This is a genomic window from Sulfolobus sp. B1, assembly GCF_007050195.1.
In the GTDB taxonomy this organism is placed as follows: domain Archaea; phylum Thermoproteota; class Thermoprotei_A; order Sulfolobales; family Sulfolobaceae; genus Saccharolobus.
Map to the genome: position 1 here is coordinate 12,389 of NZ_QIMI01000005.1, position 16,039 is coordinate 28,427.

At 33.8% G+C, this 16,039-nt stretch carries 19 protein-coding genes; 9 read left to right on the plus strand and 10 right to left on the minus strand.

Annotation, left to right across the window (positions count from 1 at the left end):
- Positions 1-297: 297 nt before the first annotated feature.
- From DMP16_RS00775 to DMP16_RS00790, 4 genes are read left to right on the plus strand one after another with little or no spacing between them, the layout of a single operon-like run.
- Positions 298-1,002 carry a sulfocyanin gene (locus DMP16_RS00775; RefSeq protein ID WP_069283400.1) on the plus strand — a complete coding sequence of 235 codons (705 nt, stop codon included), beginning with the start codon at positions 298-300 and terminating at the stop codon, positions 1,000-1,002.
- A gap of 47 nt (positions 1,003-1,049) precedes the next feature.
- The gene (locus tag DMP16_RS00780; protein ID WP_069283401.1) at positions 1,050-1,832 is read left to right on the plus strand and encodes a hypothetical protein; all 783 of its coding nucleotides are present in this window, start codon (positions 1,050-1,052) and stop codon (positions 1,830-1,832) included.
- A gap of 45 nt (positions 1,833-1,877) precedes the next feature.
- Positions 1,878-2,624: an NAD-dependent protein deacetylase gene (gene cobB, locus DMP16_RS00785; RefSeq protein WP_083216374.1), complete on the plus strand. Its 747-nt coding sequence runs from the start codon at positions 1,878-1,880 to the stop codon at positions 2,622-2,624.
- A gap of 48 nt (positions 2,625-2,672) precedes the next feature.
- Positions 2,673-2,858, plus strand: a complete 186-nt coding sequence (locus tag DMP16_RS00790) for a hypothetical protein (protein WP_231961100.1) — start codon at positions 2,673-2,675, stop codon at positions 2,856-2,858.
- Between the two features lie 6 nt (positions 2,859-2,864).
- Here the strand turns inward: DMP16_RS00790 and DMP16_RS00795 are convergent, their stop codons facing one another.
- From DMP16_RS00795 to thrS, 3 genes are all read right to left on the minus strand, one after another.
- A complete protein-coding gene (locus DMP16_RS00795; protein WP_069283406.1) occupies positions 2,865-3,566 on the minus strand; it encodes a nucleotidyltransferase family protein in 702 nt (233 codons plus the stop codon).
- Between the two features lie 88 nt (positions 3,567-3,654).
- The gene (locus DMP16_RS00800) at positions 3,655-4,122 is read right to left on the minus strand and encodes a methylated-DNA--[protein]-cysteine S-methyltransferase (RefSeq protein ID WP_069283408.1); all 468 of its coding nucleotides are present in this window, start codon (positions 4,120-4,122) and stop codon (positions 3,655-3,657) included.
- A 109-nt stretch (positions 4,123-4,231) separates the two neighbouring features.
- Positions 4,232-5,863, minus strand: coding sequence for a threonine--tRNA ligase (thrS, locus tag DMP16_RS00805; protein ID WP_069283410.1), 1,632 nt, complete (start codon positions 5,861-5,863; stop codon positions 4,232-4,234).
- A gap of 47 nt (positions 5,864-5,910) precedes the next feature.
- On the opposite strand from thrS, the gene DMP16_RS00810 reads away from it, so the two are divergent.
- The 3 genes from DMP16_RS00810 to DMP16_RS00820 all read left to right on the plus strand — a co-directional run bounded on the left by DMP16_RS00810 (position 5,911) and on the right by DMP16_RS00820 (position 7,882).
- Positions 5,911-6,876, plus strand: coding sequence for a glycosyltransferase (locus tag DMP16_RS00810; RefSeq protein ID WP_069283412.1), 966 nt, complete (start codon positions 5,911-5,913; stop codon positions 6,874-6,876).
- A 206-nt stretch (positions 6,877-7,082) separates the two neighbouring features.
- The gene (locus DMP16_RS00815) at positions 7,083-7,607 is read left to right on the plus strand and encodes a hypothetical protein (RefSeq protein WP_069283417.1); all 525 of its coding nucleotides are present in this window, start codon (positions 7,083-7,085) and stop codon (positions 7,605-7,607) included.
- Positions 7,608-7,684: 77 nt separating this feature from the next.
- Positions 7,685-7,882 (plus strand): hypothetical protein, encoded by a 198-nt coding sequence (locus tag DMP16_RS00820; RefSeq protein WP_069284680.1) that lies wholly within the window; start codon positions 7,685-7,687, stop codon positions 7,880-7,882.
- Here the strand turns inward: DMP16_RS00820 and DMP16_RS00825 are convergent.
- Positions 7,879-8,232, minus strand: coding sequence for a hypothetical protein (locus tag DMP16_RS00825; protein WP_069283419.1), 354 nt, complete (start codon positions 8,230-8,232; stop codon positions 7,879-7,881). The genes DMP16_RS00820 and DMP16_RS00825 overlap by 4 nt on opposite strands.
- Before the next feature lie 86 nt (positions 8,233-8,318).
- Here DMP16_RS00825 and DMP16_RS00830 point away from each other — a divergent pair, with 86 nt between their 5' ends.
- Positions 8,319-10,370: a xanthine dehydrogenase family protein molybdopterin-binding subunit gene (locus DMP16_RS00830; protein WP_069283421.1), complete on the plus strand. Its 2,052-nt coding sequence runs from the start codon at positions 8,319-8,321 to the stop codon at positions 10,368-10,370.
- Between the two features lie 194 nt (positions 10,371-10,564).
- Here DMP16_RS00830 and DMP16_RS00835 read toward each other — a convergent pair whose 3' ends face one another.
- Positions 10,565-10,801: a hypothetical protein gene (locus DMP16_RS00835; protein WP_143576824.1), complete on the minus strand. Its 237-nt coding sequence runs from the start codon at positions 10,799-10,801 to the stop codon at positions 10,565-10,567.
- 397 nt (positions 10,802-11,198) lie between these two features.
- Between DMP16_RS00835 and DMP16_RS00840 the strand changes: the two genes are divergently transcribed.
- Positions 11,199-11,597, plus strand: coding sequence for a HEPN domain-containing protein (locus DMP16_RS00840; protein WP_069283423.1), 399 nt, complete (start codon positions 11,199-11,201; stop codon positions 11,595-11,597).
- A 4-nt stretch (positions 11,598-11,601) separates the two neighbouring features.
- Here DMP16_RS00840 and DMP16_RS00845 read toward each other — a convergent pair whose 3' ends face one another.
- From DMP16_RS00845 to DMP16_RS00865, 5 genes are all read right to left on the minus strand, one after another.
- Positions 11,602-11,874 (minus strand): hypothetical protein, encoded by a 273-nt coding sequence (locus DMP16_RS00845; RefSeq protein ID WP_069283426.1) that lies wholly within the window; start codon positions 11,872-11,874, stop codon positions 11,602-11,604.
- 198 nt (positions 11,875-12,072) lie between these two features.
- A complete protein-coding gene (locus DMP16_RS00850; RefSeq protein ID WP_143576825.1) occupies positions 12,073-12,774 on the minus strand; it encodes a hypothetical protein in 702 nt (233 codons plus the stop codon).
- Positions 12,755-13,726, minus strand: coding sequence for an ABC transporter ATP-binding protein (locus DMP16_RS00855; protein ID WP_069283432.1), 972 nt, complete (start codon positions 13,724-13,726; stop codon positions 12,755-12,757). The genes DMP16_RS00850 and DMP16_RS00855 overlap by 20 nt, the downstream gene beginning before the upstream one ends.
- Positions 13,701-14,687 (minus strand): ABC transporter ATP-binding protein, encoded by a 987-nt coding sequence (locus DMP16_RS00860; protein ID WP_069283434.1) that lies wholly within the window; start codon positions 14,685-14,687, stop codon positions 13,701-13,703. The genes DMP16_RS00855 and DMP16_RS00860 overlap by 26 nt, the downstream gene beginning before the upstream one ends.
- The coding region (locus tag DMP16_RS00865) for an ABC transporter permease (protein ID WP_143576826.1) at positions 14,684-16,039 on the minus strand (1,356 nt) is incomplete at its 5' end. The genes DMP16_RS00865 and DMP16_RS00860, both read right to left, overlap by 4 nt.

Sequence of the window (16,039 nt, forward strand, 5' to 3'; positions counted from 1 at the left end):
ATCACAATGTCGGACAACAGTTTCATTCACTTCCATAAAATTTTATTCTAACTTATGTTTATGGATCTCGAGTAAATTATATTGATAACTGCACTGTATTCATACCGTCTTGAGTTTGATATGAGGTTATATTTATTTTACTCAATATTACCATTTTAATATCAAATATACATATATTTGTAAGAAAGTTTTCTAAACAAGTTATTAAAGATCCTTAGATAGAATTTTTAAAATATTAAACTAAATATTTTGTTTTGGGAAAAAGTTTAAAGACGAGATTATACGCGATACTCTTTAATGAACACTACAGCATTAATCGCAATAGTAGTTGTAGTAGTAGTAATAGTAGCTGCAGTTGGAGCTTATCTAGCGTTATTCCATAAATCCTCTTCAACTATGATGATGACGACAACAAGTACTATGCTTCCTACAACAACCACTAGTACAACGTCATCTACGACTACTACCACTACGACAACTAGTTCAGTAAAATTACCTCCAGGAGCTAGTGAATTGCCTTATAATCCTAATAATAAGACCGTATTTATCTATCTAGTAGTTTCCGTAACTGGACCTCAATTCAACTATAATGGAACCTCGTATGGACAAATGAAAATCTATGTTCCAGCCGGATGGAATGTAATGGTAATATTGACTAATGATCAACCCATACCTCATAACGCTAATATAGTGCTAAACGATACACTGACTCCTAATAGTCCTAACATAACTCAAGACGGTAAGATATTATTATATGTTGGAGATAATCCCTCAGATTATTACTCTAATGGAGTACCTTCACAAGGTACAGCATCTGCAATGTTAACAAATATACAGCCTGGCTATTACTGGATAGCTTGTGGAGTTTACTCTCATGCAGAAAGCGGAATGTGGGTAGACTTAATAGTTTCCAATTCCGTCTCGGTACCTTATTCCATTATAAGCAGTTCAGCGTCGACAACGACTTCTACCTCTACATCATCTCCACCTTCATGGGGATAATCTAAGTTATGAGAAAATTTTTATTTTTTACTTCATATCTTAAATATATGATTAGATATGTGCTTGCTACTATTCTTATATTTTTATCGCTAGTAGCTTATTTCTCTAGTCATTCTGATACGTTACTATGGTCTACAATATCAACTATCTCATTCTGGACGTCCATACTACTTTTACTGCCAAAATCATTTTACAGCTTTCTCCACAGGAGAATTGTGGCTTTTAAAACTCATAAAACATTGTGGGCAGTGATTGGAGCTTACATGACATATCACGTAATTCTTTACTCCTTCTTCTTTTACCTATTATTGCCAGGATCAATAAAGGCATTAAGCTTTCAATTTACGTTTAATGCTGGGATAGGTTATTCAATTCCTCCCTCTTTACCTTATTTCTTGCAATGGGTCTCGACAAGCCCAGCAATCTGGTTCTTCATAGGACCTTATGAGGGTGATATCATACCTTTTTCCACTATTATTGGAATTTTTTTAGCAATATTAATAGGATTAAACGTGATTGAAATAAAGGAACTTTGGGGATTATCAAGATATAAGGCTAGTAAAGCTGTAGTCTTAGTTCCTTCTATTGGGGTGATTTCAGGTTCATCTTGTTGCGTATTTCTACCCAGTATTATTATGTACTCGATTGCGTTATCAATAACCGCTTTAACTTCAACTATATTGTCAATATTATCAAACTACGTTTATTTCGTCTTAGCGTATTACATGTTACCAGTAATCTCAGCAATAATCTTATTTCATAACTTGGTAGTTACGGATAAATTATTAGGTAAGATTGCCAGAAAAGGAATAACTGGGAGAAGAGAATAATCTTAAATGAAAAGGCTTTTATTGATATACATGAAAGAATAGATTGTGGAATGTGAAGAAGTAGCAAGAATGTTATTATCTTCCACTCATGCTATAGTGTTTACGGGGGCGGGAATAAGCACTGCATCTGGAATTCCAGATTTTCGAGGTCCTAATGGACTGTGGAAAAGATATTCACCAGAACTCGCTACGATAGAGTATTTTGAAAAGGATCCTAAAGGATTTTGGGAATTTTATTCAATCCGAATGGGAAGCCTATTTGAAGCTAAGCCTAATAGTGCTCATTACGCGATAGCTGAATTGGAAAAAATGGGTATAGTTAAGGCTGTTATTACTCAAAATATAGATGGTTTGCATCAAAAGGCTGGATCTAAAAACGTAATAGAGCTTCATGGAACTATGAGGAGATCCTATTGCTCTTCATGCTATAGAGTTTATGACTCAAAGGAAGTTCTTGAGAAGATAGGGCAAGGTGAGATTCCTCCTAAATGTTCTTGTGGAGGAATTATCAGACCAGATGTAGTGTTATTTGGTGAACCAGTTAAACAAATCTATGATGCCTTAAGTATAGCTTATGATTCTGATTTAGTGATGTCCATAGGTTCTTCATTAACAGTATATCCTGCAAATCAAATTCCGATAATAGTAAAACATAGAGGAGGTAAACTAATAATTATAAACATGGAGGAAACTCCTATGGATAACATGGCTGATATAGTAATTAGGGAGAAAGTTGAGACGTTTTTACCGTGTGTTTTAGATTCCATAAAGAAATTAATTTCAGCTAACTAACAGTGGATAATAAAAACTAAAAAATACATGATAGATGAGATTTCCCTTATGAAAAAAATATTTCTTATAATAGAGGATAACGTACCGGAAGATTGCCGAGAATTAATAATAAAGAGAATAAAGGAGAGGCTCATTAAAGATTCCTTAAATTTAGGGGTTGAAGAAACCATAAAAAAGTGGTTATATGAGGAAGAAAAGGATGAAGATAAAGAGGAGGTAATACTATTGGAATAGAATATTTCATTTGGAATTACTAAACTTATTTGTCTTAATTAAATCCTCGCTTACTTCCTCTATGTCCTTTATAGTATCTATTGATCTCCAATAAACATTACTAAAATTAACTCCTAGTATTAGTTCCTCTTTCGCCAATTTTGGAAAGGTAAGTTTTTCCATATCTCCCTTTTCTGGCAAGTAATTAAATATTCTACTGTTCATAAGATAAACTCCAGCATTTATCCAGTAATTTTCTAGTATTGGCTTTTCCTTAAAGTCTATTACCTTACCATCCTTAGTCTCCACTATTCCATAAGGACTTTTCAAAGGAACTAATGCCATGGCGACAACACGCTCTCTATCTATTTTAAGCCTTGATACATCTAAGTCAGTTATTATATCTCCATTCATCACTAAAAATACATCCTCATCCTCTAACAGCTTCTTTACTTTCTTCAGAGCTCCACCAGTGCCTAAAGGTTCCTCTTCTATAGAGAAGTATGAGGAAATGCCTAGTCTTCTTTCGTTTTCACTAACCCATTTTACTAAAACATCCCATTTATAACCGGTTAATATAATAAATGAAGTTATATTATAAGATTTAAGCCACATAATTTGCCATTCTATTATAGGTTTTCCCGCAACTTCAATTAAAGGTTTAGGTTTGTCCTCGGTTAAAGGTCTTAATCTCTTCCCATAACCTCCAGCTAAGATTACAGCATGCATTAGATTATTTAACTTCCAAAATAAATAATAAATTTTTTCAGTACATTAGGAAAGGAATCAAATCTTAACGCTTTCTTTAACATAATGCTTATGAATTTGAATTACCCTCTATTTTCACTCCTTCAAGTTCTAATAAAGCCTTCTTTAACTTAACCCCTCTAGAATATCCTCCCAATCCTTTCTCAGATATTACCCTATGACAAGGAATTATCAATAAAATAGGGTTTTTTGACAATGCCATACCTATAGCCCTAGGGGAAGTATTCAATCTATCGGCAATCTGCTTATACGTCTCAACCTTTCCCCAAGGTATTTTCATAACCTCCTTATATACTGATAGCCTAAAAGGATACGTCCTTAAACTAATTGGCTCTCTTAAGTCTACTGGTTTACCCTCGAAATACAAGTCTAGCTTGTGAAAAAAGTCTGTAAATACGTCATTATCTATAGACTCTTTCTCTGCACAGTTACAGAAATCTAACATTAGGAAACCTTTTTCATCTTTAGCTATAGTTATGTAACCTAATGGACTTTTATAAAGCCCATAAACTATCATATCCTATCTCCTCCATCCTTATAAGACAATCTTTCTTATTCGTTTTATAATTATAGTATTACCTAGCTCAAAAAATTTTGCTATAACAAAATATTAAGCATATTTTTGTTTAACCTTTAAGCTTCTTTAGGGCGCTCTGTTCAACATCTCTGTCATTTATCTCAGCTTTAAGAGCGTTAAGAAAGTCTTCAAATTTAATGTTCCTAATTTCTACATTTCCTCTACCTCTCACTGTGACCTTTCCCTCATTAGCCTCTTTCTTTCCTACTATGAGCAAATAAGGTACTCCCTCATCATAAGCAGTTTTAATCCTTTTACTCAAAGTTTCTCCTGCATAACTTATCTCCACTCTTATCTTATTACTCTTTAATTCATTAAATAGCTTCTCGGCGTAATCATTTACTTCATCAGTAATCGGCAATATTCTAACTTGAATTGGGCTAAGCCAAGTAGGTAGCTTACCCATGAAGTGTTCTAAAAGTATTGCCATACATCTATCTATAGAGCCTAAAATCGCTCTGTGTACCATTACTGGTCTCTTTTTAGAGCCGTCTTTGTCAGTGTACTCTATCTTAAATCTCTCAGGCAAATTAAAGTCAACCTGTATAGTAGATAACTGCCACCATCTTCCTAAACTATCCCTAACGTCAAAGTCAATTTTGGGACCGTAAAATGCACCCTCTTTATCCTTTATTCCATAATTCATTCCTACCTCTTTCAATGCATCAATTAAAGCATTTGTCGCCTTTTCCCATTGCTCATCAGTTCCAATACTCTCATCTGGTCTAGTGCTAACGTACGCCCTTATATCATCTTGTTTAAACCCAAACTTACCCCAAACCTCTAATACTTTCTTTATTAACGTTTTAACCTCATCCTTCAGTTGATCTTCCCTTAAGAAAATGTGACCATCATCTTGGACTAGTCCCCTAACCCTTAAAAGCCCGTAAAGTTCTCCCTTTTTTTCCCATCTATACACATGACCAAACTCTGATAGCCTTATTGGAAGATCACGATAGGTCCTTGGCTTAGACTTATATATTAAGATGTGACCCGGGCAATTCATTGGCTTAACTCCGTATTCCTCCCCCTCCATATTAAATAATATTAATTTATCTCTATACAATGTATAATGACCAGATATCTTCCATAGATCTGACTTATAAACGTGGCTAGTATAGACTTCTTGATAGTTCATGCTATCATTAATCTCCCTCATGAAATTGATTAGTTCGTTTCTTATTATCTGCCCTTTAGGATGAAACAAAACTAACCCTGAACCAGCTTCCTCATGAAAACTAAACAAGTCAAGCCTTTCTCCTATAAGTCTATGATCAGTTTCTTGAGCCTTTTCTAGCCATGATAAATAGTCTTTCAATTGCTCTTCAGTCTCAAAGGCTACTCCTCTGATCCTAACGTATTGTATTCCAGGCTGAGGATGATGAGTTGATATGTTTAATATTTCGAAATACTTAGGGATTAATGAAGAAATTGGCTCATTTGCTTCTATCTTAATTTTCATTCCATTATACTCCACAGTATCTCCACGTAACTCAAAGGCTATATCGGTCTCCTTGATTACTTTTTTCGCCTCTTCTAAACTAATACTACTATCGGATTCAATATCAACATAAAAGTCCCTTTCTCCTAATCCAACATTCACTGGCTTATAACCTGACTTCGCAAAATTTATCGCCAGAATTATAGCACCCTTAATCCATAACGGCTTATAATTTTCCATAAAGTTAAGTATAAAGCTCAGCTTATATCTTTAGCTGTTAAAATACAATTGTGAGAATTCTAATAATTGCCAGTGGTGGTGGTCACACCGGTTTTGCTAGAGCCATTGCTCAATACTTGCCAGAAAAAGCAGATTTCGTGATACCCAAAAACGATGAGTACAGTAAACTAATGATAAGAGATTACGCAAACATAATTTACGAGGTACAAAAGGGCAGAGAGCCTAATGAGTCAAGCATCCATTTCGCTAAAAGGATTATGAAAATATTATATGAGAGCTCCAAGTTACCAAAATACGATATCATAATAGCTACTGGAAGTAATCATTCAATATTTCCCTCTTTCTTTCAATTCTTGAAAGGAGGTAAAGTCTTTGCCATAGAGAGTCAAGATAGATTTATTACTAAAGGAAAGGCCGTTGACATAATATCTAAGTTCTCAAAAGGGGTTTTCTTACACTGGGAAGAGCAAAGGAAGTTATATAAAGATAAAAGTATAGTAGTTGGTCCCATAGTTGAAAGACCAAGGTATGAGCCTAGAGATAATGATTATATTTTAATAACTGCTGGTAGCTTGGGATTTAAGAGGTTATTTGACATAGCCTCTAAAATTACATGGAAGAAAATAGTCATTCAAACCGGTAAAGTCGATCCAAGGCTTTATAAAAAGGAGAATGTAACGTCTTTTTCATTCGACCCGGACCTAGAAAAGTGGATAGCTAATTCAAGTTTAGTTATCACCCATCAAGGAAAGACAGCTATGGAAGCAGTAGTAATGTATAAGAAACCGGTCATAATCGTTTACAATAAGGACTGGAAAAGTGCTACGACTTATGAGGATGCTAAAATATATGCGGAAGTATTAGGTGCTACATTCTTAGACGATCCAATTTCATGGAATAGTGACGAAATTTTATACAACGCGTTAGAAAAAGTTGGTAAACCTAAGGAAATTAAGCCGGGAACGCCTAAGCTAATTCATTATTTACGAGATGAGGAAAACCTCATCCCTTAGGGAGAGAGTAATAAAAAGTTTTTGATACTAAAAAACTATTATAAATAAAGATAGGTTCTATGAGCCTCTTGAAAGCTCCTTTAACGAGAATCAATAAGGGAGACCAATGAGGCACCATAAGGGAACCTCCATCCTTTAAGGCGGAAGGAGGTCAGAACGATCTATGAGTATTACATTTTTATGAGAGTAAATGTATAATAAATATTGTGGAAATCAGAAGAATACAAGATAAGGTACATTTTGACGAATATGAGGAGACTTTTAGCATTAATGGATATCACTTTTCGCCTTGGTTATTAGATGAACTTTATATTTATTCTGAAGAAAATAACCTTTTATTATCGTTAAGTTTTCAAGAATTCTTATCTATAATGGAAAAAATAGGAAAAGACATAGAAATTAAAAGGATTAATGTATATAACTCTGAAAAAGGTATGATTATACATATAAATAACTCTGAAGTGAGTATAGAGTCGATTATAGACATGTACTCACAAAAAATTCTAACACTTATTAACGGTGAAAGGATAAAGAACGAACGAAAGCTTACATGTGCACTGAATGACTGCAGATATGACGCGATATTTAATTTGAATAATTATATTTATCACTATGTATTAAACTTAAGTTTGGATTACAACGTAAATGTCAGATTACGTTCTACTAACTTTAATTTATTAATTAATGAAATCATTATTGAAAAATTACTCAATAAGTTTAAAGTATCATAGAAAAGATTATACTTAATGATAAAATGTTAAGCTACTTATGGAAAAGTTTTAAAAAGAGAGATAGCGTATATTATCTTATGAAAGAAAGAGAAGTTGAGGCTAAAAGATTAGTGGGAAAGAAAAATGTTAGAGGTAAAGTATACGAATATGAGTATTATACCTTACCACTCAACTTGTATCTACCTAAATCTATGGTAGAGAAGTTTGGAAAGAAATACATGCTTCAAGTCGATGAAGATAGTGGTACAATAACAATAAAACCTAAGAGCAGTTAAATTTCAAGACCAAATATTTTTCTATGAATTATAAAAGTTCTACTCTCTGTAATTATTTTGATAATTTTATTGTTCACTTCGATACCAATAATTTTCTCATATTTATCATAATTATATTTGTTTATCTCTATATAAAGTTTTACAGCATATACGCATAATACAATTAAAATTAATAATAAGACGTAAGGATTATTTAACAGTACATATGTTATCATTATAATAATAGAAGATACTAAAAGAACATAATAGAATTTTAAAATCGAAGTCTTTCTGTATGCCAGCAATTGATCTGAAATTATTGACACCACGTAATATCCATCATTACTCAAAGCAATAGCTCTTCCTTTCACATATTTAAATATAGAAATGGAACGTATAAACCTAAAATTGGTTTAAAGGAAAACTATTAAAGCATAAAATAAAATATAACGATACTGTGATTAAAGAAGATCTTCCCAAAATAACTGGTAAATCTTCCTATATAGATGATATTAATCCTAAAAACTTGGCGTATTTATATATTGTCAGATCACCCATAGCAAGAGGTATAATAAAAAATATATCAAAACCTAGTAAGGCTCTTCTAACATTAACTTGGGAAGATGTAAAGCTATATATGCCAGTAAGCGGTGATCCAGAAACTTTGAAACAATCAAAAATAGTTAAGATGCCAGTATTAGCCGATGGAAGGGTTAACTATGTAGGACAGCCAGTATTAGCCTTCGTAGCAGAAGATAGGTACGAAACTGAAGATATAGCAGAAGATGTATCCATTGACTATGAAGAATTGAAGCCAATTGTAGATGTAGAGGAAGCAATGAATAGTAATGAGGAAATTCATTCCGGAGTAAAGGGTAATATTTCCGTTGATAGACTATTAGAGGGCGGTGAACTTAGTGCTAAGAGCAAAGCTGAAGTAGTAGTCAGAAGAAAACTAAAACAGAATAGGATAATCTCTAACCCGATGGAGCCTAAAGGAATAATAGCTCATTGGGACGGAAATATATTAAATATTTATGGATCTTTTCAGTCCTCCTTTAGAATACGAAATGATCTAAGAGAAGTACTAGGAATTTCGCCAGAGAAAATCAAGGTTTATTCATCTCCTAACGTAGGGGGCGGTTTTGGAAACAAAGTACCAGCTTACCCGGAGTACGTTTTAGCATCTATAGCTTCGATGAAATTAGGAAGACCTATTAAGTGGATAGAAACCAGATTTGAACATTTAAGAAACCCTACTTTTGGGAGAGGAGTGGTTTCAGATATAAAGCTATATGCTACTAAGCAGGGTGAAATACTAGGCCTAGAAGGATATGTTATAGATGATATTGGAGCGTATAATTTTACACTTAATCCCACTACTCCCTTATTCATAGCTAGACTATTAACCGGTCCTTATAAGGTAAAATTTGCCTCAATAAGGGCTTATGGAATATTTACCAATTTACCTCCTACTGGTCCTTATAGGGGAGCTGGCAGACCTGAAGCGGCATTAATCCACGAAACACTAATTGAAGATTTAGCGGAAGAGTTGAAGATGGACCCTGTCGAGATAAGAAGGAGAAATTTAGTAGGGGACAACGGTTACGTTTCTCCCTTAGGAATTAGAATTGATCCTGCTGGATATTATGAGGTATTAAATGAGGCTGAAAAGTATTATAGAAAGGCAAAAGAACAGTATAATGATAAGGGTATCTCAATAGTAGTATTTACTGATATAGTAAGGCTGTCTCCAGGAGAGGGGGCTAGAGTTAAGATAGAAAACGGGAAGGTTAAAATATATGTTGGTAGTGGTCCTCATGGACAAGCTTACTATGATACTTTCTCTAAATTAGCATCGGAAGTACTAGGAATACCTGCTGACTTAATAGAGGTGTATAGTAACAGTACAGAATACGTCAAGGAAGGAATAGGAAGTTTTGGATCTAGAAGTGGCACTATAGCAGGATCAGCAGTAATTGAGGCTAGCAGGCAACTGCTAAATAAAGTGAAGGACATAAATAAGGCTTTAAAGGAGATGGATGGAGTTGAGGTTGAGGTATTCTATAAGTCAGATGATATATTCTCTCCCGGAGCTTATGTAGCAGTAGTTGATTATGATAAGGATACTGGATTTCCAAAAGTTATAGAAATCTTTGCTGTAGATGATGTTGGCAGAGTATTGGTTAAGGATGAGGTAGAAGGACAAATAATTGGTGGGGTTCTACAAGGGGTTTCACAAGTATTATGGGAGCAAACACCCTATGATGATAATGGAAATCCCCTGTTCTCATCGATAGCTGAAGCTGGGGTACCTACAGCAGTTGAAGCAAAATATAAAGTCACCTTGAATGAAATAGAGTTTCCCTCAGCATTACCAGCTAAAAGTAGGGGTGTAGGAGAAGCAGGAACGACAGGAGCATTGCCAGCAGTTTTCATAGCACTGGAGAAGGTGACCAAGAAGAAATTCAATAAAACACCAATCCTACCTTGGGACATAATAGGCTAGATCAGTATTACAATCCCTTAAGAGATAAGGCTTGTGTTATAGAAATTAGCAAAAAGTGGCAAAATAACGGCAAAAACACATTAAGTTGATGAAATAACTGTAAGCCTAACTTTTTAAGGAGGAGGAAAATTCTTTAAACAACGAGAATAACTTCTCTTTATGATAATCTCACCCCTACTAACTTCCTCCTTGCCTTAAAAGGTGGAAGTTCCGCTGAGGTTTTTGACGTCATCTCTCTTTATGGAGATTACTCCATTTGAAGAGAATAGGAAAGAAAGAGGCTTCCTCAACACGTTAATAACTTTTTCCCCTAACCTCATCATATTCGTAGCACGATTAACGTCACTACTGTTAAGCTTATGATAAAGGAAAGGCAAGCCTAGCCCTTCATGGAATGTGAAGAACGTTGAGGAAAGCCTAAAAAAGGACAAATGAGAATGTTCCTCGATACATATCTTTAATCACCAAGGAGGGTAGGGAAAAGGGGTAATGTGAGTGAGAACCTAGCCTTTGCTGGACGAATTGAGTTTGTGTTAAAAACGCCCACTAGCTATGAAGGTGGTAAACCTATGAATATTCTTAGGTGAACCATCGCCTTTCAAGACGCAGAGGAGGTCAGATATTTCGAAATATGCTTAATATAAAAAACATATTTTATTATATGTATACTTTGCACTAAAAGATATTTATTCTCTCTAATCAAATTTTTATTAACCTACAATATAAATTTTATATATCTATATTGAAATGTGTAATTTTAAAAAACTTCTTTTAAATCCAAACTTCTTTTACAAAAGCTTATAATCTCACCATCATATATATAATGTTATGGATCCATCATTGCTCAAAGATAGGGCTAAACAGCTCTTAGACGTTTTGTTCGTTGATGCTCAAAAGATGTCATATGATACTGCGATCGTCCTAATCTCTGAAGCTTTGTACTTATACCTATGTAGTTTACTTTCAGAACTGGATATCAATAATCCGTGGTCCTATAATTTTCAACAAATATTTAAAGTATTAAGTGAAAAAATAATGGATAAAAAATTTCATAAAATAGTTGATGAGAATCTGGATAAGGTTAGACTCCTGGATAAGGTTAGATTTGAAAATATGCAATTAATAAGAGTAAATAATAAAATATTATATGAGATTTACAATTTTTCTAGATTAGTTATAGATTATTTGTCTTCATACAAAAACTTAGAATACGTTCTAGAGAATTGATTGCTCATAGTGCACGGGTAGTCATCTCATTTCTTTCATTAAAAATGCTTTCAAGATTTACGTCATTACTTATATGTATAGGTGTGATTATTACATTATTACCTTCATACTTTATGTTTAAGTGAATTTTAGTCAAATTATTATATAATAATACGTTAATCACACGGTTATCATAGTATATATCAATTTTTAGGTTATTTTTACTCGCAAATTCCAGTAAACTATTCATTAATTTACAAGTGTCTAAGCCATCTATAGATATAGAATGTTCCATCATGGATTTAATTATATTATAGGTTATATTTAATTTTTAGTCTATCTCAACGTATAAAAATTTTAAACATGATACAGTTTAAACTATCTCATATAATAAAGTATGTTAGCTTTTTACTCCATGCTTATATAGTTTTTACTAAAATTTTATTATAAAATAAAGAATTTTTGATATAAATTAAATTTATAGATATACGCTAGGTTAATGTCTTTTCTTCCTAGTATACAAGAAAAATATTATTACTACTATTACTAAAATAGGTATAAGGATAAACAATGAGGTATTTGAGTATGTGTTAGGAGGAGATATAGTTAAAGTAGTTTCTAAAAATACTTCTCCACTGTTAGAATAATTTGATTGAATATAATTAATAAATCCATTTTTATATATTATATATTGAGATTCATAATATACAGGAATGGAGGTTAGATTAAGATCTGAAAACCTTAATGATATAATACCATTGTTAATTGTAATATTTCCGTAACTCATCACTTGAAACGTTACCTTATTATCGCTTAGATTCATTACGTCGATAACGACATAGACTGAAGAATTTTTATTGAAATTGTAAGGCATATAGAAAGGATACAGTACAAATACGTTAGAGTAATTATATGAATAATACTTTATACTTAGCGTATCATTATTGAGGTCTATTAAGTAATAATAAGAGCCTTTCACGGTTTCACTTATACCTAAAGAACTATTATACCCCTTTCCTACCTCATATACTGTAACGTTATATTCGTTCTGTGAGATTTTAACATAATTCAAATTAATACTTAAAGACACGTCCAGACCAGAAAAAATACCCTTATACCCTACTAATTGTGATCCATGAAAAGCTATAGTCATAAATAACAAAAATAATAATAGAATACTAGTATAAGTGACATGCAACCTTATGCCCACCTTCTACTTCTTTAAACTCAGGTTCCTTATCCTTACATACTGGCATGGCAAAAGGACATCTATTATAGAATACACAACCTTTTGGGAGATCAATAGGACTAGGTATCTCCCCCTTAATATTAGGTTCTTTTATTCCTACATCTGGATCTGGTATGGGAACTGCTTGCATTAAAGCCTGAGTATACGGATGCAGAGGTTTATTGATCACTCTATCTGTTAATCCTATTTCTACTATCTTTCCCAAATACATAACACCTATTCTATCGGAAACATAGCTAGCAATAGATATGTCATGAGTTATAAAGAGGAATGCTGTGCCATTCCTTTCCTTCTCTTGAAGTATAAACTCAAGTATCTGTCCTCTCGTGGAAGCATCTAACATCGATACAGGTTCGTCAGCTACTATAAATTTAGGCCTTAGCAATAAAGCTCTTGCAACCACTACTCTCTGTCTCTGTCCTCCAGAAAGTTCAAATGGTCTCTTGTTTATGAAGGCCTCTGGAGGAGATAGTTTAACAGTTTTTAGCATTTCATAAATCATCTCTTTTTCTTCTTCTTTATTACTAGCTAACCCATGAAGCCTAATTCCTTCTGCCAAAATTTCATAAATTGTGTACCTAGGATCTAATGAACCATATGGATCTTGTTGTATCATTTGATAATATCTTCTTAAAGGTCTTAATTGCTTATCATTTATTTTTGACACTTCTACGTTTTCCCAGTAAATAGAGCCGGTATGAATGTTTATTAATTTTAGAATAGCTTTCCCTAATGTTGTTTTGCCGGAACCACTCTCACCAATTATTCCTAATATTTCTCCCTTACCAACTTCAACATTCACTCCATTTACTGCATTAACATAGAGTCTCTTAAATAGTCCAACTCTTGCAAATGGGTACTTGACATATAAATTATTAACTCTTATTAGTGGTTCCGACATCCTTCCTCTCACCTACTAGATGACACGAAACAAGTCTTCCATCTACTAATCGTAATTCTGGTTCCTTCGTAAAACATATGCTCTCAGCCATTTTACACCTAGGCGCAAAAGGACATCCCTTAATTTCCTTTGTTAAATCTGGTGGATCGCCCGGTATGTAATTAAGCTTCCTAACTCTACCGTACCTTATATCAGGTACTGATGATAATAGACCTATTGTATAGGGATGTAAAGGTTCCTTAAATATTTTCCTAACATCACCTAATTCCATAATTTTTCCCGCGTAAAGCGTAGCCACCTTAGTAGATAAATTGGCTACTAAGGCTATATCATGAGTTATGTAAATCAAACTTCTTGATGAATTTAGAATCTCTCTCCTTATTAAGCTAATAACTCTAGCTTGGTTAATAACGTCTAAGGCAGTAGTAGGTTCATCTGCAATCACAACTTCAGGATTTAATAGAAGAGCTGAAACTATAACTGCTCTCTGCCTCTGTCCTCCAGAAAGTTCATCAGGGTATTTTCTAAAAGTCTCTGGAGGAAGACCAACTTGCTCAAATAGCTTCATTACCTTCTCGAAAGCTTGATGTACATCCATTTCAGTATGTTCAAGGATTATTTGGACTAATTGATCCCCCACCCTTTTTATAGGATTAAAAGAATTCATAGAGTATTGAGGTATTATAGATATTCTCTTCCACCTAATACTCCTTCTAAATTCCTCTTTGTCCATACTAAGAATATCTTTACCGTCAAGCAGGACAGATCCTCTAACTTCAGCGTTTTCTGGTAAAACCCTCATTATGGCAGATGCTATAGTAGTCTTTCCAGAACCGGTTTCACCTATTATGCCTAATGCTTCTCCCTTTTCTAGGCTAAAGGATACTCCGCTAACAGCTCTAACGTACGTATTATCATCTAAATAGTATTTAACTTCTAAATCATTTACTTGTAATGTCAACGACTTTCACCACTTGTCAAACCATAAAATCTCGTTATAGCTTCTCCGATATAATACAATGAAATCCCCAAAAGGAACAATGCAATACCAGGTGGTAAAATCCACCACCAAGCAAAATAAGGTGCTGAGGTAGCTGCATGAGCTGAAAAACCTAACATGTTTCCCCATGTAGGGAAAGTTATTATACCTATCCCTAAGAAATCAAGCCCACTTTCTATACCTATAACCGCAGGTATATCAAATATGAGCTGAGCTATAATGATGGGTATTACATGTCTTACAACATGCTTTCTCAGTATCTGAAAGTTAGACATTCCTAATACTTTAGCCGCCTCTACGAAACCCATATTCCTAATACTTAACGTTTGTCCTCTGATTATTCTAGCAGTAGGAGGCCATGACAAAAGAACTAAAACTGCTGCAATTAGTAGTACTTTGGAACTTGAAATAAATATCTGTTGAAATATAGTTATTAAAACTATTAGTAACGCTAAGCCAGGTAAAAGTAGGATAAAATCGGAAATGGAAATCAAAACTTGGTCAGTCTTTCCGCTATAATAACCAGCTAAAAGTCCAGTTATGGCTCCAACCCCAACTATCACAGCACCTACTATTAAAGCTAAAATTAGATCAAATGCACCTCCTTGCACATATTCCGCAAAAACGCTAGCTCCATTATCATCCGTGCCCAATAACCCATACCTACTACCTAGGAACTTGAATAATAGATCTGAAAGATATATGATTATACTGGAATTCTTACCTGATGGGATATAAGATATTTGGTATTGCACAGTATAAGTCCCAGTAAGGTTAAAAACTGAATGTAAGAATATAGAATTGGCGAAAGCTTGTTCAGAAGGGGGAAGATTAGCAGTATAATACCAAGGAGTTAGTGAGGCATCACCAGATGTTGCTAAAACATATATCCATGTCTTAGGGGAAATATATTTCTCTACAGTAGCTAAAGTCGGTATTATGTAATTCCCAGAAGTTAACATCCAATAGGTTTCATTCTTAGAATTAACAATATATCCATTAAACAAGAATTGTGACCCAGAAGATTCATAGTAAATACTAGCCTGCATTAAAAAAGAGTCTAAACTGGAGGGCAATAGATAATTGTAATAAAAAGTATGATATAGTGTAATATTAACTGGATTATCACCTTTAATTATTACTTCTATGCTACCATTCCCGGTATTACCAAAGGTAGACATTGTCTTTTCAAAGGATTCACCCGTAGGACCAAAATTACTAACCCATAAGACTTCTACTTGATCCCCGTTTATAGACATATTACGGAGATTCCAATAAGTGATTACTGAAGGACTCTTGGCTGCTATTAGTGA

Excerpts from the sequence above, each read along its gene's own strand:
- DMP16_RS00800 (WP_069283408.1), bottom strand. The coding sequence starts at position 4,122 with ATGATAGTTTATGGGCTTTATAAAAGTCCATTAGGTTACATAACTATA.
- thrS (WP_069283410.1), bottom strand. The coding sequence starts at position 5,863 with ATGGAAAATTATAAGCCGTTATGGATTAAGGGTGCTATAATTCTGGCG.
- DMP16_RS00790 (WP_231961100.1), top strand. The coding sequence starts at position 2,673 with ATGAAAAAAATATTTCTTATAATAGAGGATAACGTACCGGAAGATTGC.
- DMP16_RS00840 (WP_069283423.1), top strand. The coding sequence starts at position 11,199 with ATGGATCCATCATTGCTCAAAGATAGGGCTAAACAGCTCTTAGACGTT.
- DMP16_RS00795 (WP_069283406.1), bottom strand. The coding sequence starts at position 3,566 with ATGCATGCTGTAATCTTAGCTGGAGGTTATGGGAAGAGATTAAGACCT.
- DMP16_RS00775 (WP_069283400.1), top strand. The coding sequence starts at position 298 with ATGAACACTACAGCATTAATCGCAATAGTAGTTGTAGTAGTAGTAATA.
- DMP16_RS00855 (WP_069283432.1), bottom strand. The coding sequence starts at position 13,726 with ATGTCGGAACCACTAATAAGAGTTAATAATTTATATGTCAAGTACCCA.
- DMP16_RS00820 (WP_069284680.1), top strand. The coding sequence starts at position 7,685 with ATGAAAGAAAGAGAAGTTGAGGCTAAAAGATTAGTGGGAAAGAAAAAT.
- DMP16_RS00845 (WP_069283426.1), bottom strand. The coding sequence starts at position 11,874 with ATGATGGAACATTCTATATCTATAGATGGCTTAGACACTTGTAAATTA.
- DMP16_RS00780 (WP_069283401.1), top strand. The coding sequence starts at position 1,050 with ATGATTAGATATGTGCTTGCTACTATTCTTATATTTTTATCGCTAGTA.